This window comes from Arthrobacter sp. ERGS1:01 (genome assembly GCF_001281315.1).
Classification (GTDB): domain Bacteria; phylum Actinomycetota; class Actinomycetes; order Actinomycetales; family Micrococcaceae; genus Specibacter.
The window spans coordinates 2,933,326-2,956,814 of sequence record NZ_CP012479.1 but is presented as its reverse complement, the minus strand read 5'-3'; the positions used below and the strand labels follow the sequence as shown (position 1 = coordinate 2,956,814).

The window sequence follows — 23,489 nt, the reverse complement described above, 5'->3', positions numbered from 1 at the left end:
TTCAACGAAGAAGTTGGCGGCCAAGCAGTTTTCTTGTTTCGACTTGCAACCATTTCATAACCAAGGAGGCGGAATGCGTTACTCGCGCACTTCCAAAGCACTGGGCCTGGCTGCTGTTCTTGCCATGTCCCTCACCGCATGTGGCGGCTCTACGGGCGGCGGGAACAACGCAACCGGGAACACCACGAAGGTCATCACAGCCAACAGCACCGAACCGGCGCAAGGCCTGCTGCCCGCCAACACCAATGAGGTTGGTGGCGGTCGCGTCATGGACCTCATCTTCTCGGGCCTGGTCAGCTACAACGCCAAGGGCGCGATTCAGAACGAACTCGCCGATTCCATCACCACGACGGACGCGCAGAACTACACCATCAAGATCAAGTCCGGTGAGACGTTCAGCGACGGCACGCCGATCACGGCGAAGAACTTTGTGGATGCCTGGAACTTCGGTGCCGCCGCCAAGAACGCACAGCTGAACAGCTACTTCTTCGAGTCCATCAAGGGCTACGACGCTGTCAGCGCCGAGAAGTCCACGGTTGACACGATGTCGGGCCTGAAGGTTGTGGATGACCACACCTTCACCGTTGAGCTTTCCGCACCGGAGTCCGACTTCCCGCTGCGCCTCGGATACACGGCGTTCTACCCGCTGCCCGAGACCGCATTCAAGGATCCGGCCGCATTTGGCCAGAACCCGGTCGGCGATGGCCCGTACAAGCTGGCCGCCAACGGTTGGTCGCACAACCAGTCCATCACCCTCGTCCCGAACGAGAAGTACAACGGACCGCGCAAGGCCAAGAACGGCGGTGTGACGTTCAAGTTCTACAACAGCACCGACGCCGCTTACACCGACGTGCAGTCCGACAACCTTGACGTCCTGGACCAGGTCCCGCCGAGCGGCCTGCAGAACTTCAAGACCGACTTCGAAGGCCGCTTCGTCAACCAGCCGTACGCCGGCAACGCGACGATGACGATCCCGAGCTACCTGCCCGAGTTCTCCGGCGAGGCCGGCCAGCTGCGCCGCCAGGCCATCTCCATGTCGATCGACCGCCAGCAGATCATCGACAAGATCTTCTACGGCAACAAGCAGATCGCCAAGGACTTCACCTCGCCCGTCCTGGACGGCTACAACGGCAGCCTGCCCGGCGCCGACGTGCTGACCCTGAACGTTGCCAAGGCCAAGGAACTGTGGGCACAGGCTGACAAGATCAGCCCCTGGCCCGCAGGCAAGGTCTTCACCATCACCTCGAACATCGATGGTGCCGGTAACAAGGAATACATCACGGCCATGGCCAACCAGATCTCCACCAACCTGGGGATCAAGGCTCAGCTGAACCCGATTGCCACGTTCAAGGAAATGCGCAACCTGGTCAACACCAAGAAGCTGACCGGTGCCTCACGCGCCGGCTGGCAGGCTGACTACCCGTCGCTGTACAACTTCCTCGGCCCGCTGTACGGCACCGGTGCTGGTTCCAACGACGGTGACTACTCCAGCAAGGCGTTCGACGCCAAGCTGACCGAAGGCCTGTCGGCCAAGACGGTTGAAGACGGCAACAAGATCTTCAACCAGGCCCAGGAAATCCTGCTCAAGGACCTGCCGGTTATCCCCTTGTGGTACCAGGCAGTCCAGGGCGTGTGGAGCAACAACGTCAACACGGTTGAGTTCGGCTGGAACGGTGTTCCGCTGTACTACGACATCACGGGCAAGTAACAACGCTTACTAACGCCTTGCATCTAGGGGGACCCGGCGTGGGGGCGCCGGGTTCCCCTTATGTGCTATTGACACACATATGTGTTATTTTCCGTACAACGTGCAGCGGAGAGATCCCGCGCATGCCCTGTACTGACAACTACTGAACAGGTAATTTCATGAACGAATCGCGATTTGGGACGCGGGGAGTGGTGACGCCGTAATGGTCATGTTTACGCTTCGCCGTTTCCTGCAGCTGATTCCCGTCTTTTTCGGCGCAACGCTGCTGGTATATTTCCTCGTCTTTGCAACCCCCGGTGATCCCATCGCCGCACTGTCCGGCGGCAAGCCGATGGCTCCCGCCGTCGAGGCCGCCCTTCGGGCACAGTACAACCTCGACCAGCCCTTCTGGGTCCAGTACGGGCTGTACCTCAAGAACCTTGTAACCCTCAACCTGGGGCAGACCTTCTCCGGTCAGGAAGTTTCGGCCGTCATTGGCCGCGCCTACCCCGTTACGGCCCGTCTTGCCATCATGGCACTGGCCTTCGAAGCCATCTTTGGTGTCTTCTTCGGCGTCATCGCCGGTCTGCGCAAGGGCAAGCTGTTCGACAGCACGGTCCTGGTCGCATCCCTCGTGGTCATCGCCGTTCCCACCTTCGTGCTTGGCTTTGTCCTCCAGCTCGTGGTCGGCGTCCAGCTTCGCTGGGCCAAGCCGACCGTCAGCGGTGCGGCACACTGGAACGAACTGGTCCTACCGGCCCTCGTCCTGGGTCTTGTCTCCCTGGCCTACGTCATTCGACTGACGCGCGCGTCCATCAGCGAGAACATGAATGCCGACTATGTGCGCACCGCAACTGCCAAGGGCCTGAGCCGCCGCCGCGTGGTGCTGGTGCACATCCTGCGCAACTCTCTTATTCCCGTTGTCACCTTCCTCGGTGCCGACCTTGGCTCGCTCATGGGCGGCGCCATCGTCACCGAAGGCATTTTCAACGTCCCCGGCATCGGCAACCTGCTGTACAAGGCCATCCTGAACGGGGAAACCCCCACAGTCGTGGCGGTCGTCGGCATCCTGGTCATCGTGTTCGTGGTGGCCAACCTTGTTGTGGACCTCTTGTACGCCTGGCTCGACCCAAGGATTCGCTATGTCTGAGAACCTGACACCCGAAAATGAGAACCTCCGGACGGCAACCCCGTCCGCCCGGCAGGGCAAAGTGTCCAGCCGGGTCATTGAACACTATGTGGCACCGCTGGAGGAGACCCCCCTGGCCGCCGTTGACAAGGTCGATGAAACCGCCGCACCGTTGAGCCTGTGGGCCGACGCCTGGCACAACCTGCGCAAGCAGCCGTTGTTCATCATCTCCGCCCTGTTGATCGTGCTGGTGGTCGTCGTGGCGATCTTCCCACAGTGGTTCGCCACTGAGAATCCCACGACCTGTCCGCTCGCCAACTCGGCTGAGGGTCCCGCGCCGGGGCACCCGCTTGGCTTCACGCTGCAGGGTTGCGATGTTTATGCCCGCATGATCTATGGCACGCGCGCCTCCCTCATGGTGGGCTTGTTCACCACGATCGGCGTATTGATCATCGGTGGAGTCATGGGCGCCCTCGCCGGCTACTACGGCGGCTGGCTTGACGCCATCCTGGCCCGCCTGGGCGACATCTTCTTCGCCCTGCCGCTGATCCTCGGCGCCATCGTCATGATGCAGCTGCCGGCCTTCCGCGACAACCGCAGCGTCTGGACCGTGGTCCTGGTGTTGGTGATCTTCGGCTGGCCGCAGATTGCCCGTATCACCCGAGGAGCGGTGATCGAGAACCGCAACGCGGACTTCGTGACCGCCTCCAAGGCGCTGGGGCTTTCCCGCTTCAATGCCCTGGTCCGCCACGTAGTGCCGAACTCGCTGGCTCCCATCATCGTGGTGGCCAGTATCTCGCTCGGTACCTTCATCGTGGCCGAGGCAACCCTGTCCTTCCTGGGACTGGGTTTGCCGGACACCGTCATGTCCTGGGGTAATGACATCGCCGCGGCCCAGTCGCAGGTGCGCAACAACCCCGCCGTGCTCCTGTGGCCGGCCCTTGCGCTGTGTATCACCGTGTTGAGCTTCATCATGCTTGGTGACGCGCTGCGTGATGCGCTCGATCCCAAAGCAAGGAAGCGGTGACGGCCATGTCCAACAATGAAAAAGGTATGCCCGTGAACGCCGCAGCACCCAGGAACGACGACATGCCGCTGCTGGAAATCCGCGACCTGGCGATCACCTTCGACACCCAGAACGGCCCCGTCAACGCGGTCCGCAACGCGCACCTGACCATCATGCCCGGTGAAACAGTGGCGATCGTGGGCGAGTCCGGCTCGGGCAAGTCCACCACCGCGTTGTCGGCCATTGGCCTGCTGCCCTCCAACGGGCGGGTCAGCGGCGGAAAGATCATTTTCGACGGCGAGGACATCACCCACGCCAGCGAAAAGCGCATCATCGAACTGCGCGGCAACTCGATCGGCATGGTTCCCCAGGACCCCATGTCGAACCTGAACCCCGTGTGGAAGATCGGCTTCCAGGTCAAGGAGACGCTCAAGGCCAACGGCCTGGACGGCGCCAACTCCAAGGAGCGCGTGGCGGAGGTGCTCTCCGAGGCCGGCTTGCCGGACGCGGCGAACCGCGCCAAGCAGTACCCGCACGAGTTCTCCGGCGGCATGCGCCAGCGCGCGCTGATCGCGATCGGCCTGGCCTGCCGGCCGCGCCTGCTCATCGCCGATGAGCCCACGTCCGCACTGGACGTGACGGTGCAGGGCCAGATCCTTGACCACCTGGACCGGATGACCACCGAGCTTGGCACCGCCGTGCTGCTCATTACGCACGACCTCGGCCTTGCCGCCGAACGTGCCGAAAAAGTAGTCGTCATGTACAAGGGCCAGGTTGTCGAATCGGGCCCCGCGTTGGAGATCCTGCGCAACCCGCAACACCCGTACACGCAGCGCCTCGTCAACGCCGCGCCGTCGCTCGCGTCACGGCGACTGACCTCCACCAAGGTCAGCGAGCCCGCACCCGCGGACGCGCAGCCGGCCGCAGCGTCAACCGGTCGCCGTGCCGCCGCCAAGGGCGAGGACCTGATCGAGGTCAAGAACCTCACCAAGGTCTTCAAGCTGCGCGGCGCGTTGGGCAAGTCCACGGACTTCAAGGCCGTGGACGATGTCTCCTTCAGCGTCAAGCGCGGTACCACCATGGCGATCGTGGGGGAGTCCGGCTCGGGCAAGTCCACCGTGGCGCAAATGGCCTTGAGCCTGCTGGCGCCCACTGAGGGAAGCATCAAGTTCGACGGCACCGACGTGACCACGTTGAAGGGGAGGCCGCTCTTTGACTTCCGCCGCCGCGTGCAGCCCATCTTCCAGGACCCGTACGGATCGTTGGACCCCATGTTCAACATCTTCCGGACCATTGAGGAGCCGCTGAAGATCCACAAGATCGGCGACTCCAAGTCCCGGGAAAAGAAGGTGCGCGAGCTGTTGGACCAGGTTTCCATGCCTGCGGCCACCATGCACCGCTACCCGAACGAGCTCTCCGGCGGCCAGCGCCAGCGCATCGCCATCGCGCGGGCCCTGGCGTTGAACCCGGACGTGATCATCTGTGACGAGGCGGTGTCGGCCCTTGACGTGCTGGTCCAGGCCCAGGTGCTCAACCTGCTCAACGAACTGCAGGCAGAACTGAGCCTGACCTACCTGTTCATCACGCACGACCTCGCCGTGGTCCGGCAGATCGCCGACCACGTCACCGTCATGCAAAAGGGCAGGGTCGTCGAGGCCGCCTCGACCGACGACGTGTTCAACAACCCGCAACAGAAGTACACGCAGGACCTGCTCAACGCCATTCCCGGCGCCACACTGCTGGTCTAGCCACCGGACAAAGGCCGGCATCTCCTTACGTGATTTCACGGATTGGGCGGTGCCGGCCTTTTCTGTGCCCGGTGCACGTGCCCGGGCGTCATTGGGGTCCGGCGCCGGCCAGCGAGTAGATTGGTGGCATGGACACCAGCCCCGCCCACCTGCTGCCCGGCGTCGGCCCCGACGCCACCGTGCTCTTCGCGCACGCCCACCCTGACGACGAAACCCTTGTCACAGGTGCCACGATGGCCGCCTACGCCGCGGCGGGCGCCCGCGTGGTGCTCTTGACCAGCACCCGCGGGGAATTGGGCGAGGTCATCCCGCCCGAGCTGGTGCACCTTGAAGTGGGCCGGGCCGCCGCGGAATCTGGCACGCCGGCGGACGGCACCGGCCTGGCGCGGGTTCGCGAACGGGAACTTGCCGCAGCCCTGGCCGCATTGGGCGTGCGCGAGCACATTTGGCTGGGGCAGGGACCCGCGGCCCCCGAATCGGGCCCCGTCACCTTCCGCGACTCCGGCATGCAGTGGGGCCCCGATGGCCGTGCCATGGCCGCCGGCACCGTCCTGCCCGGATCACTTTCCCGCACACCGCTGGCGGAGCTGGCGGCCCTGGCTGCCAGGGCCATCCGGGACGTCCGGCCGGACGCCGTCGTGACCTACGCGGCCGACGGCGGCTACGGACACCCCGACCACGTGCGCACCCACGACCTTGTCATGGCGGCCCTTGCCCTGGCCGAAACCCCGGCCGACGGGCAGGATGCCTGGACCGTCCCGCACGTCTTTGCCATTGTTAGCGACCGCCCCGAGCGACCCCTGGAACCCGGCGTTCCGCGGATTGCCGTGCATGGCGACACGGACGCCAAGACGGAGGCCATGCGCGCGCACCGGACCCAGATCACGGTTGCCGGGGACCGCTATGCGCTGTCCGACGATGTCTGGAAGGACATCTCCGGCATCGAGGAATTTGTTGATGCCAGCGCAGCGCCAGGCGAGGGGCGAAACGGCGGGGACCGGAATGAGTGATCAACTGGATCCCGGCCTGGAGCACGGCGAGCTGAAATTGCCGCCGCCGCGCCGCTGGGCCGTGGTGGTCGCCGCGGTCGCGGCCGGCCTGGGCACGGGACTGCTCGGCACGTCACTGCACGGCCATGCCTGGTTCGGCAATGGCTTTGTGATTCCAGTGGGTGCCGCGGCGGCGCTGGTCATGCTGGCCGCCGTCGAACTTTTCGTGGGGCTGTGGAGCAGGAATGCCTGGGTCGTGGTGCTTTGCGGGGCGGCGGCCTACCTGTGCGCCGGCACGCTGTCCCTGCAACTGGGCGGCTTCGGCATGATCTCCAACAACCTCCAGGGCCTCGTGTGGCTGTACGGAATCGCCGTCGTCACGCCTCTCACGGGGCTCGTGGCCCTGGGCGTGCTCCGGGCAAAGAAGCCGCGAAAGTAGCGCCGGGGCAATCGCCCTGCGCGGCGCCGTCCTAGATGATGCGCCGGTCCCGCCGCGGCGGGGGAGGCGGCACCTCCTTGGCCAGTTGCACATCGGCCAGCGCCACCACCACCTCGCCCGTGCGCGTGGCGACGGTGCAACTGAGCGCATCCCGCGCCGCCAGTTCACCCAGCGCATCCGTGCTGCCGCCGGGGATCCGGTAACGCACCACCACCCGGGTGCCCAGGGGGAGGCCGGCGAGGCGTGCAAGTGCTTGGTTCACGTCTTCATACTAAGTCGTACCGGTCCGGGCGGTGGTGCGAGGGGGCGTAGCGTGGGGGATAATGAACGTGTCCGGCATCAAGTTCGGACAATGAGTCTTTTTGCGAGGAAGGTCGGGACGTGACGTATGTAATTGCGCAGCCGTGCGTGGATGTCAAGGACAAGGCATGTGTTGAGGAATGCCCCGTTGACTGTATCTACGAAGGCGAACGCTCGCTCTACATCCACCCCGACGAATGCGTTGACTGTGGCGCCTGCGAACCGGTGTGCCCCGTGGAGGCCATCTACTACGAGGACGACACCCCGGACGAGTGGGCCGAGTACTACAAGGCCAATGTGGAGTTCTTTGACGTGCTCGGTTCCCCGGGTGGTGCCGCCAAGATCGGCAACACCCACACCGACCACCCCTTCGTTGCGGCCCTGCCCCCGCAGAACCAGGACTAGAGCGAACAGTTATGGCCTCCACCCCGGCACAGCACGCCCCTGACCGCGCCCCGTTTGGACTGCGTCTGCCCGACTACCCCTGGGACGCCATGGCGCCCTACCAGGCGACGGCGGCCAAGCACCCCGACGGTGTGGTGAACCTCTCGATCGGCACCCCCGTGGACCCCACCCCGGCGCTGATCCAGGACGCCCTGGTGGCGGCAGCGGACGCCCCCGGGTATCCCACCACGCACGGTACGCCGGCCCTGCGCCAGGCGATCGTGGACTGGTTTGCCCGGCGCCGCAACGTGCCCGGACTGAACCCCGACGACGTCATGCCCACGGTTGGTTCCAAGGAACTGGTGGCGTGGCTGCCGATGCTGCTGGGGCTGGGAGCGGGCGACGTCGTCGTCCGGCCCACCGTCGCCTACCCCACCTATGACATGGGTGCGGTCTTTGCCGGGGCCACCGCGGTTGCGGCGGACAACCTTGACGAGCTCGACGCCGACACCCGTGCCCGGGTGCGCCTGGTCTGGGTCAACTCCCCGGGCAACCCGACGGGAATTGTCCGCAACGTCGACGCACTTTCGGCCATCGTGGCCCAGGCGCGCGAAATGGGCGCGGTCGTGGCCTCCGACGAGTGCTACGGCGAACTTGGCTGGGGGGAGTGGGACCCGGAAAACGGCGGCGAAGCCGTGCCGAGCGTCCTTGACCCGCGCGTCACGGGCGGCAGCACCGATGGCCTGCTGGCCGTGTACTCGCTGAGCAAGCAGTCCAATGTGGCCGGCTACCGGGCGGCCTTTGTTGCCGGGGATTCGGCCATCATGGCCAACCTTGTCAACAGCCGCAAGCACGCCGGCATGATCGTGCCCTACCCCGTGCAGGAAGCCATGCGCGTGGCCCTCGGCGACGACGCCCACGTCAGCGCCCAAAAGGCCCTCTACCGCAACCGCCGCGAACAGCTCGTGGGCGCGCTGGAGGCATTTGGCCTGCAAATCCACCACTCCGAGGCCGGCCTGTACCTGTGGTGCACGGCGGGGGAGGACACCTGGACCACCATCGGGCGGCTGGCCGAGTTGGGAATCGTGGCCGGACCGGGCACGTTCTACGGCGAAGCCGGCAACGGATTCATCCGCGTGGCCCTGACCGGAAGCGACGAAAGAATCGCCGCGACCGTGCAAAGACTCACGGTGAATTCTTAGCGATTTCGCGCACATCGGCGCAAAATACGGCGCAGGATTAGTGTTGAGGGGCTCTAAAGCGGTAGTTTCGTAGGTAGACATCTATGCCACCGTGCGCTTTATTCGCTGACTCGTTCTACTGCTGAGCCGCACACAAGTCTTACGGTGCGCGGTGAACCCCGCGGGCGGAAAAGTAGCATAGATCTAAGCAAAGCCTCACAAAGGCCACCTCATGAAGGGGACTCCATGACTGATTCCACGAGTGCAACACTGCGCTACGACGGCGGAGAACTTGAACTCCCGCGCATCGAAGCCGTAGAAGGCAACGCCGGCTATGACGTGTCCAAGCTGCTGAAGAACACCGGCGCGGTCACCTACGACCCCGGTTTCGTCAACACGGCCGCCACCTCCTCCGCGATCACGTTCATCGACGGTGACGAGGGAATCCTGCGCTACCGCGGCTACCCGATCGAGGAACTGGCCCAGCACTCCAGCTTCCTGGAAGTGTCCTACCTGCTCATCTACGGGAACCTGCCCACCCCGGCGGAGCTGGACAAGTTCGACCAGCGGATCCGCCGCCACACCATGCTCCACGAGGATCTCAAGGGCTTCTTCGGCGGCTTCCCGCGCGACGCCCACCCCATGCCGGTGCTGTCCTCGGCCGTGTCCGCGCTGTCCACGTTCTACCAGGACTCCCTGGACCCGTTCGACGACGAGCAAGTCGAGATGGCCACGATCCGTCTCATGGCCAAGATGCCCGTCATCGCCGCCTACGCGCACAAGAAGTCCATCGGCCAGCCCATGCTGTACCCGGACAACTCCATGAACCTCGTGGAGAACTTCCTGCGCCTGAGCTTCGGCCTGCCCGCCGAGGCCTACGAGATGGACCCCGTAGTGGTCAAGGCCCTTGACCTGCTGCTGATCCTGCACGCAGACCACGAACAAAACTGCTCCACCTCCACGGTGCGCCTGGTGGGCTCCGCGAACGCCAACATGTTCGCGTCCGTCTCCGCCGGCATCAACGCCCTGTTCGGCCCGCTGCACGGCGGCGCCAACGAGGCCGTGCTGAACATGCTCCGCGATATCCAGGCCAGCGGCGAGCCCGTTGAGAAGTTCGTCGAGCGCGTGAAGAACAAGGAAGCCGGCGTCAAGCTCATGGGCTTCGGACACCGCGTCTACAAGAACTACGATCCCCGCGCCAAGATCGTCAAGGAAACCGCGCACGAGATCCTCGAGAAGCTCGGCGGCAACGACGAACTCCTGGCCATCGCCATGCGCCTGGAAGAAGTTGCGTTGACGGATGAATACTTCATCTCCCGCAAGCTCTACCCGAACGTGGACTTCTACACCGGCCTGATATACAAGGCCATGGGCTTCCCCGAAAAGATGTTCACGGTGCTGTTCGCCATTGGCCGCCTGCCGGGCTGGATTGCCCAGTGGCGCGAAATGATGAAGGACCCGCAGACCAAGATCGGCCGCCCGCGCCAGCTGTACACAGGCGAACCGGAGCGCATGTACCCCTCGCGTTAACCTATGCTCCCGCTCCCCGGCCGCTCCCACTGCTCGCAAGCTCGCAGCGGGTCCCTCGCGGCCGGGGCCCCAGGCTTGACCACCGGTGGTCGAGCCTGTCGAGACCTCGACGGCGGCGGGCGGCTTTCCCTTGCGGATCGCCGCCCGCCGCTGTCGTGTACCCGGCCCCAAGAAATCCCATCCACTTCAGGAGAATTACGAATGTTGAAAATGCTTGTCCAGTCCTCCGCCCTGGCCCTGGGGCTTGTCACCGTTGTTCTCGGCGTCGTGGCACTTGCCGGGCACTCCGAGCTGTTCCCGTTCGTCATAGGTGCAGCGGTCATCACGGTGGTCCTGGTGGTGCTCTGGATCGTCGAATCGAAGAAGGGTGCCTCGGCCAGGGACGGCCAGTCCAAGTAGCCGGCACCACAAGGGCGAAACATCTGTGCTAAAAAAGATGTGTGCCCAAAATTGTTGACGCGGATGACCGCCGCGAACTTGTTGCAGATGCCGTCTTCGAAGTCATTGCCGACCGTGGACTGACACAAGCCTCACTACGTAACGTGGCGGAGAAAGCCGGGCTGGCGCTTGGCTCCGTACGGCACTACTTCGACAACCAGGCCGAGCTGATGGAATTCGCGTTCCGGGTCAATTCCGAACGCATCCACCTGCGGGCGCTGGACAAGCTTGAGGAACTCGAGTCCGGCAGCCTGCCGTCCGATGCCCACGCACTCGTGGACGAATGCGCCGTGGTCCTGGAGGAGCTGCTCCCTCTGGATGCGCAACGCCGGGCCGAGGCCGTGGTCCACATGGAGTTCATGCTGGCCGCCCGCACTGATGGCAGGCTCTCCGACGCGGCACAGGACGATTACCGGGCCACCGGCGCCGTCGTCGGCCGGGTGGTGCTGCAACTGCTGGAAAGCGGGCTCATGGCCGGCAACCCCGAACCCGTTGACGAGGCCGAGCGGCTGATCGCCGTGCTGGACGGGCTGAGCCTGCGCCTGGTGCTCCAGCCCGGGTGGTCGGCCCCGGAACAGGGCCAGGCCACGCTGCGCCGCCACCTGGTGTCACTGCTGGAAGGGTAGCCGCTTCCTGATTGCCCGCCCAGAAAACCCTGGGGAAGAGTAATCTTGAATGAGGGAGTGCCGCGGGATGTCCGGCGGCTACTGGAGGCGATAACTATGCATCATACGGGTGGACCCGGCTGGCGCATCACCATGGATACCTGCGGGCCCATGATGATAGCCCTTTACATTCGCGACGTGGCGGGTTTGACGGGTGCCGGCAGCCCCGCCCTCTCCCATGCGGAGCCGCACATCCGGGCAGCAGACCACAGCCGGCTGACGGCCCATGTCGGCGGCACCGACGCGCTGCGGGAGCAATGGGAGCAGTGGTGGACGGAGCTGTTGGCCGGCTATCCCGAGACCGAGGCATCCATGACCCCGCCGGACTTCCCCGAATTTTCCGCCATGCCGGCCCTGCACCGTGTGGTCCAGGCCCATTTTGGTGCCGCCCTGACCTGGGCGCGCGAACAGAACAGCGCCTATTCCCTCATGGCGGCCGAACGGGAGACCCTGGGCGGGCACAAGATCCTGGCGGACCTGGTGCAGAACCGCGAGATGGAATTGGGACGCAGCGCCCGGGACTTCACCCTGACGATCGTGGAGATGCCGCTGGCCGAGCAGCGCGCCTGGTTCATTGAGCCGAACCGCTTGATCATGAGCCAGCACCTCCTCGACGACCAGCCAACATTCCTCAGCTACGTCCAGCCGGTGGTGGAACTGCTCGTCTAGGTGCTGCTCGCCTAGGGCGCTGCGGGCGCGGTTGCCAGGAGCACCGTAACCTGGCCGGCCGGGGACGGGTCCTTGGCCGGCTTCCAGCCAACGTTGGTGCCGGAGTCGTTCGCGGCCCGGTCCCATTCCTGGCCGTCGTAGCTGACGGCGGTGATCCCCAGCGCCGACGCGTTGGCGACGGCCCACTGCGCCGCAGCCCAACCCACGGAGTCCGTGACCGCCAGCTGCACGTTCGCCGCGGATCCGCCGGAGGTGACCGGGATCTGGCCCAGTTCGGCGTGGATCGACGTCTCCAGGTCCTGCGGGGATCCCGCCGTGGTGGCCGCAGGGAGCGTGCAGCTGAAAGTGGCGGGCGTCTGGCCGGTCAGGGCCGAGGCAAAGGCCCGGGACAGGTCCTCGTGCTGGGCGTAGGCGTGCGGGAACGCCGAGCGCTGCACGATCTGGGCGGCGTCGTTCAACGGCATGTCCACGTAGCCGTCCACCTTGTCCAGGGCGTCATAAAACGCATTGGTCGAGTAGACGGGGTCCATGATCTGTTGGGCCGTGCCCCAGTCCTGCGAGGGGCGCTGCTGGAACAAGCCCACGGAATCCATGTCCCCGTAGTCGATGTTCCGCAGCTTGGACTCCTGCAGGGCCGTGGCCAGCGCAATGGAGGCCGCCCGTGCCGGCATGCCCCGCTGAACCGAGATGGCCGAGATCAGGGCGGCATTTTGGGCCTGTTCGGTGGTCAGGCGGAACGACGCCGTTCCCACGGCGGCCGTGCAGCCAACGCTGAGCCCGGGCGCGAACGCATCCTTGAGGTAGTTCGACACCCAGATGCCGCCGCCCACCAGCAACGCGGCCGCCACCGCCGTGACGGTAATCCAGGCGGTGAAGGCGCGGCCGCGCCTCACGGCAGGGCGCCGATCGTGGCGGAGGTCAAGCGGCCCTAGTTGCTGTGGAGGGAGTCGTTGAGCTCCACGGTGGAGCCCTTGCGCGGCAGCACCTCGACCTCGCCGGTGCTGGAGTTGCGGCGGAACAGCAGGTTGGCCTTGCCGGAGAGCGCGCTGGCCTTGACGATTACGGTGGTGTCCTCGCCGTCGTCGTTCTTCGGGCCAAGCACGCGCACCCGGGTGCCGGCGGTCACGTACAGGCCGGCCTCCACGACGGAATCGTTGCCGATGCTGATGCCGACGCCGGAGTTGGCGCCGAGCAGTACGCGCTCGCCCAGGGTGATGCGTTCCTTGCCGCCGCCGGACAGCGTGCCCATAATGGACGCGCCGCCACCAACGTCGGTGCCGTTGCCAACAACGACGCCGGCGGAGATGCGGCCCTCCACCATGGAGGCGCCGAGCGTGCCGGCGTTGAAGTTGACGAAGCCTTCGTGCATGACGGTGGTGCCGTCGGCCAGGTGGGCGCCCAGGCGGACGCGGTCGGCGTCGGCGATGCGCACGCCGGTGGGCATCACGTAGTCCACCATGCGCGGGAACTTGTCCACGGAGTAGACGATGACGGTGCCGCGGCGGCGCAGCTTGCCACGCGTGAGCTCGAAGCCCTCCACCGGGACGGGGCCGAAGTTGGTCCAGGCCACGTTGGCCAGGGTGCCGAAGATGCCGTCGAGGTTCAGCGAGTTCGGGGCGGCCAGGCGGTGCGAGAGCAGGTGCAGGCGCAGGTAGGCGTCGACGGCGTCGGCCGGGGCGGCGTCCAGGTCGATCTGGGCAAAGACCACTTTCTGGGTCACGCCGCGGTCGGCATCCGTGCCGGCCTCGGCAAGTGCGGAAAGTTCGGGATCGGCGTCGGGGGCTGCGCCGAGGGAATCAACGCCGGCGCCCAGGGCCGGGGCGGGGAACCAGACGTCCAGCACGGCTCCGCCGTCGGCGATCGTGGCCAGGCCAAATCCATGGGCGGTGCGCTCGGTGGCGTCGGAAGCTGTCGGGGAGGCGGGTGTCTGCGTCATGGATAAAGTCTATCGATACGCCGGGCGGTGGCGAAAAGCCGTCCAGCCCCGCACGCCTCACCCGCCCCGCTCCGTCGGCTCATACGACCGTGAACGTAATGGAATGCCAGCCCGTGGAGCCGTCGGGCTCCGGCGGGGCCTGCTCCTCGATCTGCAGCACGCCCTGGGCGTTGTAGGCGCGGACCTTCACATTGTGCGTGCCTGTCGTGGCGCCGTCCCACATGTACGACCACTGCCGCCACGTGTCCACGGAGGCCTCGGCCGAGAGGACCGCCGGCTGCCATGGGCCGCCGTCGAGCTGGATTTCCACCTTCGAGATGCCCGTGTGCTGCGCCCAGGCGGTGCCGCCGATGCCTACCTTGCCGGCGGGCACCCGGGCCAACGCCCGCGGCACCTCGACCCGGGAGGCGGTCTTGATGGGGCCGTGGGAGGACCAGCCGCGGGTTGTCCAGTAGCCGGTCTTCGCCGCGAAGGTGGTGACCTCCAGATCCACCACCCATTTGGTGGCGGAGACATAGCCGTACAGGCCCGGCACCACCATCCGCACGGGGAATCCGTGTTCCAGCGGCAGCGGCTGGCCGTTCATGCCAACCGCCAGCAGGGCGTTGCGGTTGGCGTCCTGGAGGACCGGCAGCGGGGTGGAGGCGCTGAACCCGTCGACGCTGGTGGAGAGCACCATGTCGGCGCCCGGCTTCGGCTTGGCCCGGGCCAGGACCTCGCTCAGCGGGTAGCCGAGCCATTTCGCGTTGCCGGCCAGATTGCCGCCCACCACGTTGGAGACGCAGGTCAGCGTCACGTAGGTCTCAAGCAGCTCGGCGCTCAGGAGGTCGTTGAAGGACATGGTGAATTCCTCCTCGACCATGCCGTGGACCCGCAGCTCCCACTGGTTCGGATCAACCTCGGGCACGATCAGGGCCGTGTCGATCCGGTAAAAGTCGTTGTTGGGGGTGACGAACGGGGTCACGCCGGACACGGCCGACTGGACGCCGCCGGGAAGTGTTGGGGCGGGGGTCTTGGGCGCCGGCAGTTTGAGCGCGTCACGCACTTGCCGGGCCGTGTTCCGTGCCGAGGAGAGGATGTTTCCACCCACGCCGATCACGATGGCGGCTCCCGCCACCAGGGCCGACCTCACCAGGAAGGTGCGCCTGCTGGGCAGGGCGGGGGCGTCGTCGTCCTGCTCGGCCGGCACTGGCTTGGCAGCGCCCGCGTTGGTCAGGTAGCGGAGGGCCGCCAGTCCGGCCAGCGTGCCCACCAGCAGCGGGACGAGGTCAACGGCAGAGGCGCCGGAACGGGAGATGATGCAGGCCCCCATAACCACGGCAAAGGCAACCACCATGGCGGCGCCGGCCACGAACTTCCTGCGGGCCACCACACCTGCGGCCGCGGCCAGGACGATCGCGCCCACGGTCAGCGAGAGCAACAGCACGGTCTTGTCGTTCGTGCCAAAGGTGGCGATGGCGAAGTTCTTCATCCACGGCGGCGTGAAGTCGATGAACGTGGACCCCATCGAGGTCAGCGGGGAGGAAACGGTGGCGAAGAATGCCGACAGAATCTGGGCCACGGCAAACAGCACGCCGGCCGCGATCACGCCAATGGCCGCGCCGGTGAACAATCCCCACCAGAAATGCGTCGCCTTGCCCTTGCTTGTGGTGCCCTTGTGTTTGCTGGCCGGTCCCATGACGGGCTCCTTAGTACTGATTTGACGTGCACAGGTGTGGCTACCGGGATGGAACTGGTAGCAATGCTTGCCTGTACTTCGGAGCCGGTTGCGCCGCGGATTGGAAACGGCGGACCCCCAATGTGGGGATCCGCCGTCGTCCGGGCCTTCGCTGAGCCGTAAGCCCGGGTCTTAGAGGGCCTGCACCAGGATGGGAGTGGTGGTCGGTTTGGGTGAACCGCCCGCGGGCTCCACGGTGATGCCCACGTGGGTTGCGCCGCCGAGCGGACCGTCAAGGACCTGCATGCTCGGCACCGCGGGATCGTGGTCGTTCATGAGGCCGGCGGCCACGGCGCCCGTGGCCGAGATGAACCACAGTTCGTAGGTCTTGCCGGCCGGAGGTGCCGGCAGGTTCCGGACCATGACCGCGGCCTGGTTGGCCTTGCCGGAAGAGGCAACCGTGACGGTTCCGCCGTCGGCAATGCTCGAGGTGGCGATCTTGGCGTCGGAGGATGCCATGATGGCCAGCAGTGCCTGCTGTTGCTGCTGGATGTTCTTTGAGTCGGCAACCTGTGAACTCTGCGAGTTCTGGCCGATCGCCCAGCCGCCTACGCCGACGCCGCCCAGCACGGCAAGGGCCGCCGCGGCGCTGACCAGGGGAACCCAGCGGCGCCGCTGCACGGGAACAGCGTGCGTGGACCGGCTGCGGGCCGAGGAAATGTCGCGGACCACGTTGCTGGCCGGCAACTGGCGGGTGTTGCGGATGGCGGCCATGACGTTGGCCTTCAGCTCCGGCGGGGGAGTCTCCTCCGCCGTGCCGTAGGCGAGCAGCGCAGCGGTCGCGCTGAGTGTGCGAACTTCCTCACGGGTCTCGGCGTTGCCCAGGGCATGGCGTTCAAAGTCTGCCCTGTCGGCGTCGTTGACGGCGTTGAGGGCGTAGGCGCCGGTTAGCAAATGCAGTTGTTTTTCCATCACGCCACTCCTAACCTGTCCCTGAGCCTGATCATGCCATCGCGAATTCTTGTTTTCACGGTGCCCACCGGGATCTTCAGCAGCTCTGCCACTTCCTGGTGCGTATATCCACCGTAGTAGGCCAATCTGATGGCTTCCTGTTGTGGTTCTGTTAATGTCGCCAGTGCCCGCTGTACGCGCTCTGCCTCCATTGCGGTTTCCACGGTGTCTGCGACGTCGTCGTAGCTTTCCTGGAACTCCTTGATGCCCTGGCGCATGTCGCGGTCCATACTTGCCTGGCTGGCCCTTACCCTGTCCACCGCCCGTCTGTGGGCGATGACCAGGATCCACGACATGGCCCGGCCCCTGTCCGCATCGAAGCGGGCCGCCTGCTGCCAGATGTCAACGAAGACTTCCTGGGTGACTTCCTGGCTTTGGGATGGATCGCGGACCACTCGGCGCACCAGGCCAAAGACCCGGGGTGCCACGGCATCGTAAAGTTCCTCGAAGGCCGCCTCGTCGCCGAGGGCGACGAGGCGGATCAAGTCCTCATGGGTCGGCGGGGCCAGTGGTTCCACTGCTCGCAGCCAAGGTAAACGCATGGTGTCTACCTTGCCACGATCCCCGCCCATGATGGTCATCCTTACAATTCGTGTTGCTGCCGGATGCGGTGTTTGTTACTTCTTGGCCGGCGGCATCAGGACGGTGTCGATGAGGTAGACGGTGGCATTGGCCGTCTTGACTCCGCCACAGATGACCTTGGCGCCGTTGACCATGATGTTGTCGCCGCTGCCGGTGACGTCAAGGGTGCTGCCCTCTGCCGTGGCGTGGGTTCCGTCGATCTCGCTGGGGGAGAGCTGGCCGGGGACCACGTGGTAGGTCAGGATCGATGTCAGCGTCTTGGAATCGGTCTTCAGTCCGTCAATGGTGGCGGCCGGAATCTTGGCGAAGGCGGTGTCAACGGGGGCGAAGACGGTGAACTGTCCCGAGTTCAGCGTGTCAACCAGGTTGACGTCCTTGTTCAGCTTTCCGGAGACCGCTGCGGTCAGGGTCTTCAGCAGCGGGTTGTTGGAGGCGGCGGTGGCGACCGGGTCGGCGGCCATGCCGGCAACCGAACCTGCACCACTCGGCACTGCTGCGGCGTAGGCGGCACAACCGGAGCCGACCAGGTCGCCGGCGGGTGCCATCGAGGTAGCCGCAGGTGCGGAGGTCATGGCGGGAGCGGAAGACGTTGAGCTCGAGGCAGTGGTGGTACCGCTGCAAGCGGTCATGCTCATTGCGGCAATGGCGAGGATGCCCATGCCGAGGCTGAGGCTCTTGCGGGTGCCGAACTTCTTGGTGGTGTTCATGATGATTCTCCGTACCTTGAAAGCGGATAAGTTCCACTTGCTTCCCTTGCCGCTGCTCCATTGGCTGCAGTGCGGTGCGGGCTGTCAGAGAGTACTTCGGAGCATCGCCGCAACCGGATTGGAAGCAATTCAAAAGAAAATTCCGGGCCCTCTCCGCCCCGGTAAACTGGGCCCGTGACCCATGAAAATAACCCCGCCGCGCCCGTCCTCGACCTTCGCCAGGACGTGGCCCATTTGACGGCCGCCCTGATGGACATTGAAAGCGTCTCCGGCAATGAGGCCGAACTTGCCGACGTCGTCGAGGCCGCCCTGCGCGCCCTGGGACACCTGGAGGTGACGCGCAATGGCGACTCCATCGTGGCGCGGACCAATCTGGGCCGGGCCGAGCGGATCATCCTGGCCGGCCACCTGGACACCGTGCCGCTGCCTACCGCCGAGGGTTCCCGCGGCACCGTGCCGAGCAGCTGGGATGGGGACGTGCTCTACGGCCGCGGCGCCACCGACATGAAGGGTGGGGTGGCCGTACAGCTGGCCATCGCGGCAACGGTCGCCGAGCCGACCAAGGACATCACGTTCATCTTCTACGACCACGAGGAAGTGGCCGCGGTCAAGAGCGGGCTGGGCCGGCTGGTGCGCGAGAACCGCGAGCTTTTGGATGCCGACTTTGGGATCCTGCTCGAACCCACCAACGGCACGGTGGAGGGCGGCTGCAACGGCACCATCCGTTTCGAGGTCACCACCCACGGCCTGGCAGCGCATTCGGCCCGGGCATGGATGGGGGAGAACGCCATCCACGCCGCCGCGCCCATCCTGGCCAGGCTGGCCGCCTACGAGCCCGCCACCGTGCGGGTGGACGGGCTCGACTACCGCGAATCCCTGAACGCCGTGAAGATCCACGGCGGCACGGCCGGCAACGTCATCCCCGACCTGTGCGTGGTGGAGATCAACTACCGCTTCGCCCCCGACAAGACCCCCGACGACGCCGAGGCGCACGTGCGCGAACTGCTGACAGGCTTCGAGCTGGTACGGACCGACTCCTCGGCGGGTGCCCGACCGGGCCTGAACGCGCCGGCGGCGGCGTCGTTCGTGGCGGCCGTGGGGCGCGAACCCCTGCCCAAGTACGGCTGGACCGACGTGGCCCGGCTCAGCGAAATGGGCATCCCGGCCGTCAACTTTGGCCCCGGCGATGCGCTCCTTGCCCACAGCGACAACGAGCACGTGGCCGCGGACGACATCCGCGCATGCCTCGCCGCGCTGACCCGCTGGCTGGCATAGCCCGGACGGTTATGCGCAGAACCCGGTGCGGGTTTGGCGCTGAACACTGTCGGGCGCAAAACCCGCCACGAGTTCGGCGCAGCTTCGTCCGCGCAGCCCCTCTAGTTGCGCAGGATTTTCGAGAGGAAGTCCCTGGCGCGCGTGCTGCGCGGACTGGTGAAGAACTCCTCCGGTGGTGCTTCCTCGACGATCTGGCCATCGGCCATGAACACGACCCGGTTGGCGGCCTTCCGGGCAAAACCCATCTCGTGCGTGACCACCACCATGGTCATGCCGTCCCGGGCCAGGGCGGTCATGACGTCAAGGACCTCGCTGACCATTTCCGGGTCGAGGGCGCTGGTTGGTTCGTCAAAGAGCATGACCTTCGGGTCCATGGCCAGTGCCCGGGCAATGGCCACGCGCTGCTGCTGGCCGCCGGAAAGTTGGGCCGGCAGCTTGTCCGCCTGCCCGCCCACGCCCACACGGTTCAGCAACGCAAAGGCGCGTGCCTCGGCGTCGGCCTTGGGAATGCCCTTGATCTTGACCGGGCCCAGCGTCACGTTGTCCAGGACGGTGATCTGCGAGAACAGGTTGAATGATTGGAACACCATGCCCACCTCTGCACGCAGGGCGGCCAGTGCACGGCCCTCCGCCGGAAGCTCCCGGCCGTCAATGCTGATGGTGCCGGAATCGATGGTCTCCAGGCGGTTGATGGCGCGGCACAGCGTGGACTTTCCGGCCCCCGAGGGGCCGATCACCGCCACGACCTCCCCGCGGGCCACCGCAAGGTTGATGTCCTTGAGCACATGCTGATCGCCGAAATGCTTGTTGACACCCACCAGCTCCACCAGTGACCGGGATTGCGCTTGAGTGCTCATGGGGAGAATCTACCGAGGATCCGCGTTCGCCGTAAGCCGCCGTGCCGCCAACACGCCCCGGCCGGCAGCCCGTGGGCACACCCTACTGTCGCGTAACCTTGGATTTATGAGTGCACCCACCGGATCCAGCAGGCCCGCCCGTCTCAAGAAGCAACGCTTTGGCGGGTGGCGGAAGGGCGCGCCCGAAGGCTCCACCGCCGACTCCCGGCTCCTTGACACCCCGAGGGACACACCGCAGAGCGATGACTTCACGCACACGGACCCGTGGCGGGTCATGCGCATCCAAAGCGAGTTCGTGCAGGGCTTTGACGCGCTCGCCGACATTGGGCCGGCCATCAGCGTGTTCGGTTCGGCCCGTACCAAGCCGGAAAGCCGCAACTACAAGATCGGCGTCGAGGTGGGCAGGCTGCTGGCCGAGGCCGGCGTCGCCGTCATCACCGGCGGCGGGCCCGGCTCCATGGAAGCCGCCAACCGCGGCGCCAGCGAAGCCAACGGGCTCTCGATCGGCTTGGGCATTGAGCTGCCGTTTGAGCAGGGCATGAACCAGTGGGTTGGCCTGGGCGTGGACTTCCGCTACTTCTTTGCCCGCAAGACCATGTTCGTGAAGTACGCGCAGGGCTTCGTGGTGCTCCCCGGTGGCCTGGGCACCCTCGATGAACTGTTCGAGGCGATGGTGCTTGTGCAGACCAACAAGGTCACCCAGTTCCCGATCGTGCTCGTGGACAGCGCTTTCTGGGCGCCGTTGTTGGGCTGGATCAAGGACACCATGGTTGCCGAAGGTCTGGTCTCACCCGGTGACATGGACATTCTCCAGCTGGCCGATACACCCGAGGAAGCCGTGGCCCTCGTCATGGCCGGCCAGGCCGGTGCGAAGGTCGACGCGGACTGACGTAATCCGCCACTGCGGTGCCACCGTCCCGGCACCGGATCTGGCACGATGGAGGTGTGACCTACTTCCTGATCTTCCTTGCCGTCATGTTGGCCGCCGCCGTGGCCGTCTACGTGGTGGGCCTGAAAAAGCCGGACGACGACTCCGAGATCTACCACGACGGCCTGGGCGAGCCGGTTTCCGGGCTTCCGCCGGTGCTGCTGCCCGCACAACCGGCGCCGGCCGACGTCGACAAGCTACGGTTTGCGCTGGGCCTGCGCGGTTACCGCATGGACCAGGTCGATGAGGTCCTTGACCGGCTGCGCGACGAGCTGGCCGCGAAGGATTTGCGCATTGCCGAGCTGGAAGGGGCCGCCGGATCCGTGACGGCCACGGTCGACGCCGTCGAGCCCGGCACTGCTGTCGCTGCCGCGCCCGCCCCAGACGCCGACGCCGGGGACTCCCCGGCCCCATCCGCACCAACCCTGAACGCGTGAGCATGGACGACGTCGTTGTAGGCGCCGACGGCCGGGCCCGCTGCGCATGGGCCGGCATGGCCGGGGACGAGCAATACCAGCGCTACCACGACGAGGAGTGGGGGCGCCCAGTCGACGGGGAACGCGAACTTTTTGAACGGCTGAGCCTGGAGGCGTTCCAGTCCGGACTGAGCTGGATCACGATCCTGCGCAAACGCGACGCCTTCCGGTCCGCCTTCGCCAACTTTGAGCCGGCGGCCGTGGCCGAGTTTACCCAGGCGGACGTTGAGCGGCTCATGGCCGACGCCGGAATCGTGCGCAACCTGATGAAGATCAACGCCACGATCGGCAACGCCCGGGCGCTGCTGGAGCTGCCCGACGGCGTATCGCTTTCGTCCCTGCTCCGCGACCATGCGCCCGCCGTTCCCCGGCACCCCGATACCCCGATCCCGGGCAAGACCGCTGAATCGGCGGCGCTGGCCAAGGTCCTCAAGAAGCGCGGCTTTTCCTTTGTGGGCCCCACCACCGCCTACGCCATGATGCAGGCGATCGGCCTGGCCAACGACCACCAACCCGGGTGCTGGGTGGCCGGGGCCCTCGCGCAGACGTGAGCGGCAGCCAAACCGCGCGCCCCACTTTCAACGACGACCTCTTTGCCGCGATTCGCCGGCTCATGGCCCCGCTGCGGGCGGCGCCATGGTGGCTGAAGGTTACGCTGCTCTATGCGGCCGCACGCCTTGTCTCCTTCCTCATCCTGGCCGGGGCCGCCTGGCACGCCGGGGCGTCGCCGTGGGGCGGGGACCGGCCGGACTACCTGACGTTCATCAACCGGTGGGACGCCGGCTGGTACGAGCGCATCTTCAACGGCGGCTATCCCACCTCGATTCCCCGCAACGCGGACGGCACGGCGCAGCCCAACCAATGGGCGTTCTACCCGCTGTTCCCGTTGCTCGCGCGTGGCCTGAACAGCGTCACGGGCCTGCCCTGGATGGTGGCCGGGCCGCTCGTGGCCACGGTCGCCGGGTTTGCCGCGGCCCTGATGATCTACGTCCTGTTTCGCCGCTTTGCCTCACCAACCACCGCGCTGTGGGGCGTTGCCTTCTTTGCCATGTTCCCCATTGCGCCGATCCTGCAGGTGGCCTACGCGGAATCGCTGAGCACCTTCCTGCTGGCCGCGGCCCTGTACCTGCTGATCCGGCGACGATACTGGCTCGCCGTGCCCGTGGTGATCCTGCTGTGCCTGTCCCGGCCGGCGGGGGTGCCGTTTGCCGCCGTCGTCGGCATCCACCTGCTGTTGCGCTGGTGGCGCCGGCGGTCCGAGCCGTTCCCAGTCCGGGAGATGGTATCGGGTGTGGTCCTGCTGGTGGTCAGCGGTTTCATGGCGTTCGCCTGGATGCTCGTAGCCTGGTGGGTGACGGGGGACCGCAGCGCCTACACGGACACGGAGACGGCCTGGCGCGGGACGCACCTGCAGCTGTTCCTGCCGTGGTTCAACGCCGGTGTGAAGCTGGTGGGCCCGCTCTGGGGGCCGCTGCTGCCGGTGTTGCTGGTGGGGCTGGCCGCCCTGTACCTGAACTCGCATGCCGTGCGGCGGATCGGCGTTGACCTGACGGTATGGTGCGGCGCCTACCTGCTGTACCTGTTGGCGGTGCTTGACCCGCAATCGAGCACGTTCCGGATGATGCTACCGCTGTTTCCGCTGGCGCTGGCCGCCGCGTTCATCTCCACATCCCGCGCCTACCGGTGGAGCGTGCTGCTCATGTTCACGGTGCTGCAAATCGTGTGGGTTGTATGGTTGTGGCAATTTACCACCATCAACACCGGCGTGAGCTGGCCGCCCTAGCACTCCGGGAAGTTTTTGGTCCCCGCGTGGGCGTGCCCGATTAGCGCCCGGCGGTCGAAATACGGAATAATGGACTGTGAGGGATACAACACGAACCTGCCAGTGGGGAAAC

The 23,489-nt window shown here is 65.9% G+C and carries 25 protein-coding genes; 17 read left to right on the top strand and 8 right to left on the bottom strand.

The genetic code is table 11. The features are described from left to right. Window positions 1-73: 73 nt before the first annotated feature. The 6 genes from AL755_RS17360 to AL755_RS17335 all read left to right on the top strand — a co-directional run bounded on the left by AL755_RS17360 (window position 74) and on the right by AL755_RS17335 (window position 6,998). A complete protein-coding gene (locus AL755_RS17360) occupies window positions 74-1,708 on the top strand; it encodes a peptide ABC transporter substrate-binding protein (RefSeq protein WP_054012069.1) in 1,635 nt (544 codons plus the stop codon). Window positions 1,709-1,910: 202 nt separating this feature from the next. After that, window positions 1,911-2,837, top strand: coding sequence for an ABC transporter permease (locus AL755_RS17355; protein WP_054012068.1), 927 nt, complete (start codon window positions 1,911-1,913; stop codon window positions 2,835-2,837). Then, window positions 2,830-3,843, top strand: a complete 1,014-nt coding sequence (locus AL755_RS17350; protein ID WP_082369388.1) for an ABC transporter permease — start codon at window positions 2,830-2,832, stop codon at window positions 3,841-3,843. The genes AL755_RS17355 and AL755_RS17350 overlap by 8 nt, the downstream gene beginning before the upstream one ends. Window positions 3,844-3,869: 26 nt before the next feature. Continuing rightward, on the top strand, window positions 3,870-5,570 hold the full coding sequence (locus AL755_RS17345) for an ABC transporter ATP-binding protein (protein WP_054013160.1): 1,701 nt from the start codon (window positions 3,870-3,872) through the stop codon (window positions 5,568-5,570). Window positions 5,571-5,698: 128 nt separating this feature from the next. After that, a complete protein-coding gene (locus tag AL755_RS17340) occupies window positions 5,699-6,580 on the top strand; it encodes a PIG-L family deacetylase (protein ID WP_054012067.1) in 882 nt (293 codons plus the stop codon). After that, window positions 6,573-6,998 carry a hypothetical protein gene (locus AL755_RS17335; protein ID WP_054012066.1) on the top strand — a complete coding sequence of 142 codons (426 nt, stop codon included), beginning with the start codon at window positions 6,573-6,575 and terminating at the stop codon, window positions 6,996-6,998. Before AL755_RS17340 ends, AL755_RS17335 begins: the two co-directional genes overlap by 8 nt. Window positions 6,999-7,029: 31 nt before the next feature. Here AL755_RS17335 and AL755_RS17330 read toward each other — a convergent pair whose 3' ends face one another. Further along, window positions 7,030-7,260: a putative acetyltransferase gene (locus AL755_RS17330; protein ID WP_054012065.1), complete on the bottom strand. Its 231-nt coding sequence runs from the start codon at window positions 7,258-7,260 to the stop codon at window positions 7,030-7,032. A 119-nt stretch (window positions 7,261-7,379) separates the two neighbouring features. On the opposite strand from AL755_RS17330, the gene fdxA reads away from it, so the two are divergent. The 6 genes from fdxA to AL755_RS17300 all read left to right on the top strand — a co-directional run bounded on the left by fdxA (window position 7,380) and on the right by AL755_RS17300 (window position 12,165). Further along, entirely contained in the window at window positions 7,380-7,703 is a 324-nt protein-coding gene (gene fdxA, locus AL755_RS17325) for a ferredoxin (protein ID WP_054012064.1), read from the top strand. An 11-nt stretch (window positions 7,704-7,714) separates the two neighbouring features. After that, window positions 7,715-8,884, top strand: coding sequence for a succinyldiaminopimelate transaminase (gene dapC, locus AL755_RS17320; protein ID WP_054012063.1), 1,170 nt, complete (start codon window positions 7,715-7,717; stop codon window positions 8,882-8,884). A gap of 225 nt (window positions 8,885-9,109) precedes the next feature. Next, window positions 9,110-10,393 (top strand): citrate synthase, encoded by a 1,284-nt coding sequence (locus AL755_RS17315; protein WP_054012062.1) that lies wholly within the window; start codon window positions 9,110-9,112, stop codon window positions 10,391-10,393. 201 nt (window positions 10,394-10,594) lie between these two features. Next, window positions 10,595-10,792 (top strand): hypothetical protein, encoded by a 198-nt coding sequence (locus AL755_RS17310; protein WP_054012061.1) that lies wholly within the window; start codon window positions 10,595-10,597, stop codon window positions 10,790-10,792. Between the two features lie 41 nt (window positions 10,793-10,833). Beyond that, window positions 10,834-11,457, top strand: a complete 624-nt coding sequence (locus AL755_RS17305; RefSeq protein WP_054012060.1) for a TetR/AcrR family transcriptional regulator — start codon at window positions 10,834-10,836, stop codon at window positions 11,455-11,457. 96 nt (window positions 11,458-11,553) lie between these two features. After that, window positions 11,554-12,165 (top strand): hypothetical protein, encoded by a 612-nt coding sequence (locus tag AL755_RS17300; protein WP_054012059.1) that lies wholly within the window; start codon window positions 11,554-11,556, stop codon window positions 12,163-12,165. Between the two features lie 11 nt (window positions 12,166-12,176). Here the strand turns inward: AL755_RS17300 and AL755_RS17295 are convergent, their stop codons facing one another. The 6 genes from AL755_RS17295 to AL755_RS17270 all read right to left on the bottom strand — a co-directional run bounded on the left by AL755_RS17295 (window position 12,177) and on the right by AL755_RS17270 (window position 18,058). Further along, window positions 12,177-13,058: a hypothetical protein gene (locus AL755_RS17295; protein WP_237762528.1), complete on the bottom strand. Its 882-nt coding sequence runs from the start codon at window positions 13,056-13,058 to the stop codon at window positions 12,177-12,179. 35 nt (window positions 13,059-13,093) lie between these two features. After that, window positions 13,094-14,101, bottom strand: coding sequence for a 2,3,4,5-tetrahydropyridine-2,6-dicarboxylate N-succinyltransferase (dapD, locus tag AL755_RS17290; RefSeq protein ID WP_054012058.1), 1,008 nt, complete (start codon window positions 14,099-14,101; stop codon window positions 13,094-13,096). A gap of 79 nt (window positions 14,102-14,180) precedes the next feature. Beyond that, window positions 14,181-15,779: a molybdopterin-dependent oxidoreductase gene (locus AL755_RS17285; RefSeq protein WP_082369387.1), complete on the bottom strand. Its 1,599-nt coding sequence runs from the start codon at window positions 15,777-15,779 to the stop codon at window positions 14,181-14,183. A gap of 171 nt (window positions 15,780-15,950) precedes the next feature. After that, entirely contained in the window at window positions 15,951-16,730 is a 780-nt protein-coding gene (locus AL755_RS17280) for an anti-sigma factor (RefSeq protein ID WP_054012057.1), read from the bottom strand. After that, entirely contained in the window at window positions 16,730-17,341 is a 612-nt protein-coding gene (sigK, locus tag AL755_RS17275; protein WP_445290483.1) for an ECF RNA polymerase sigma factor SigK, read from the bottom strand. Before sigK ends, AL755_RS17280 begins: the two co-directional genes overlap by 1 nt. Window positions 17,342-17,386: 45 nt before the next feature. Beyond that, on the bottom strand, window positions 17,387-18,058 hold the full coding sequence (locus AL755_RS17270; RefSeq protein ID WP_082369386.1) for a fasciclin domain-containing protein: 672 nt from the start codon (window positions 18,056-18,058) through the stop codon (window positions 17,387-17,389). A gap of 174 nt (window positions 18,059-18,232) precedes the next feature. Between AL755_RS17270 and dapE the strand changes: the two genes are divergently transcribed. After that, the gene (dapE, locus tag AL755_RS17265; protein ID WP_054012055.1) at window positions 18,233-19,333 is read left to right on the top strand and encodes a succinyl-diaminopimelate desuccinylase; all 1,101 of its coding nucleotides are present in this window, start codon (window positions 18,233-18,235) and stop codon (window positions 19,331-19,333) included. Window positions 19,334-19,434: 101 nt separating this feature from the next. Here dapE and AL755_RS17260 read toward each other — a convergent pair whose 3' ends face one another. Beyond that, window positions 19,435-20,190, bottom strand: a complete 756-nt coding sequence (locus AL755_RS17260) for an amino acid ABC transporter ATP-binding protein (RefSeq protein ID WP_054012054.1) — start codon at window positions 20,188-20,190, stop codon at window positions 19,435-19,437. Between the two features lie 106 nt (window positions 20,191-20,296). On the opposite strand from AL755_RS17260, the gene AL755_RS17255 reads away from it, so the two are divergent. From AL755_RS17255 to AL755_RS17240, 4 genes are read left to right on the top strand one after another with little or no spacing between them, the layout of a single operon-like run. Next, window positions 20,297-21,079, top strand: coding sequence for an LOG family protein (locus tag AL755_RS17255; RefSeq protein WP_054012053.1), 783 nt, complete (start codon window positions 20,297-20,299; stop codon window positions 21,077-21,079). A gap of 56 nt (window positions 21,080-21,135) precedes the next feature. Continuing rightward, complete coding sequence (locus AL755_RS17250) at window positions 21,136-21,555, top strand: DivIVA domain-containing protein (RefSeq protein ID WP_237762527.1); 420 nt, start codon at window positions 21,136-21,138, stop codon at window positions 21,553-21,555. Window positions 21,556-21,557: 2 nt separating this feature from the next. Continuing rightward, a complete protein-coding gene (locus AL755_RS17245) occupies window positions 21,558-22,145 on the top strand; it encodes a DNA-3-methyladenine glycosylase I (protein WP_054012052.1) in 588 nt (195 codons plus the stop codon). Then, window positions 22,142-23,377: a hypothetical protein gene (locus AL755_RS17240; protein WP_054013156.1), complete on the top strand. Its 1,236-nt coding sequence runs from the start codon at window positions 22,142-22,144 to the stop codon at window positions 23,375-23,377. The genes AL755_RS17245 and AL755_RS17240 overlap by 4 nt, the downstream gene beginning before the upstream one ends. Window positions 23,378-23,489 lie beyond the last annotated feature (112 nt).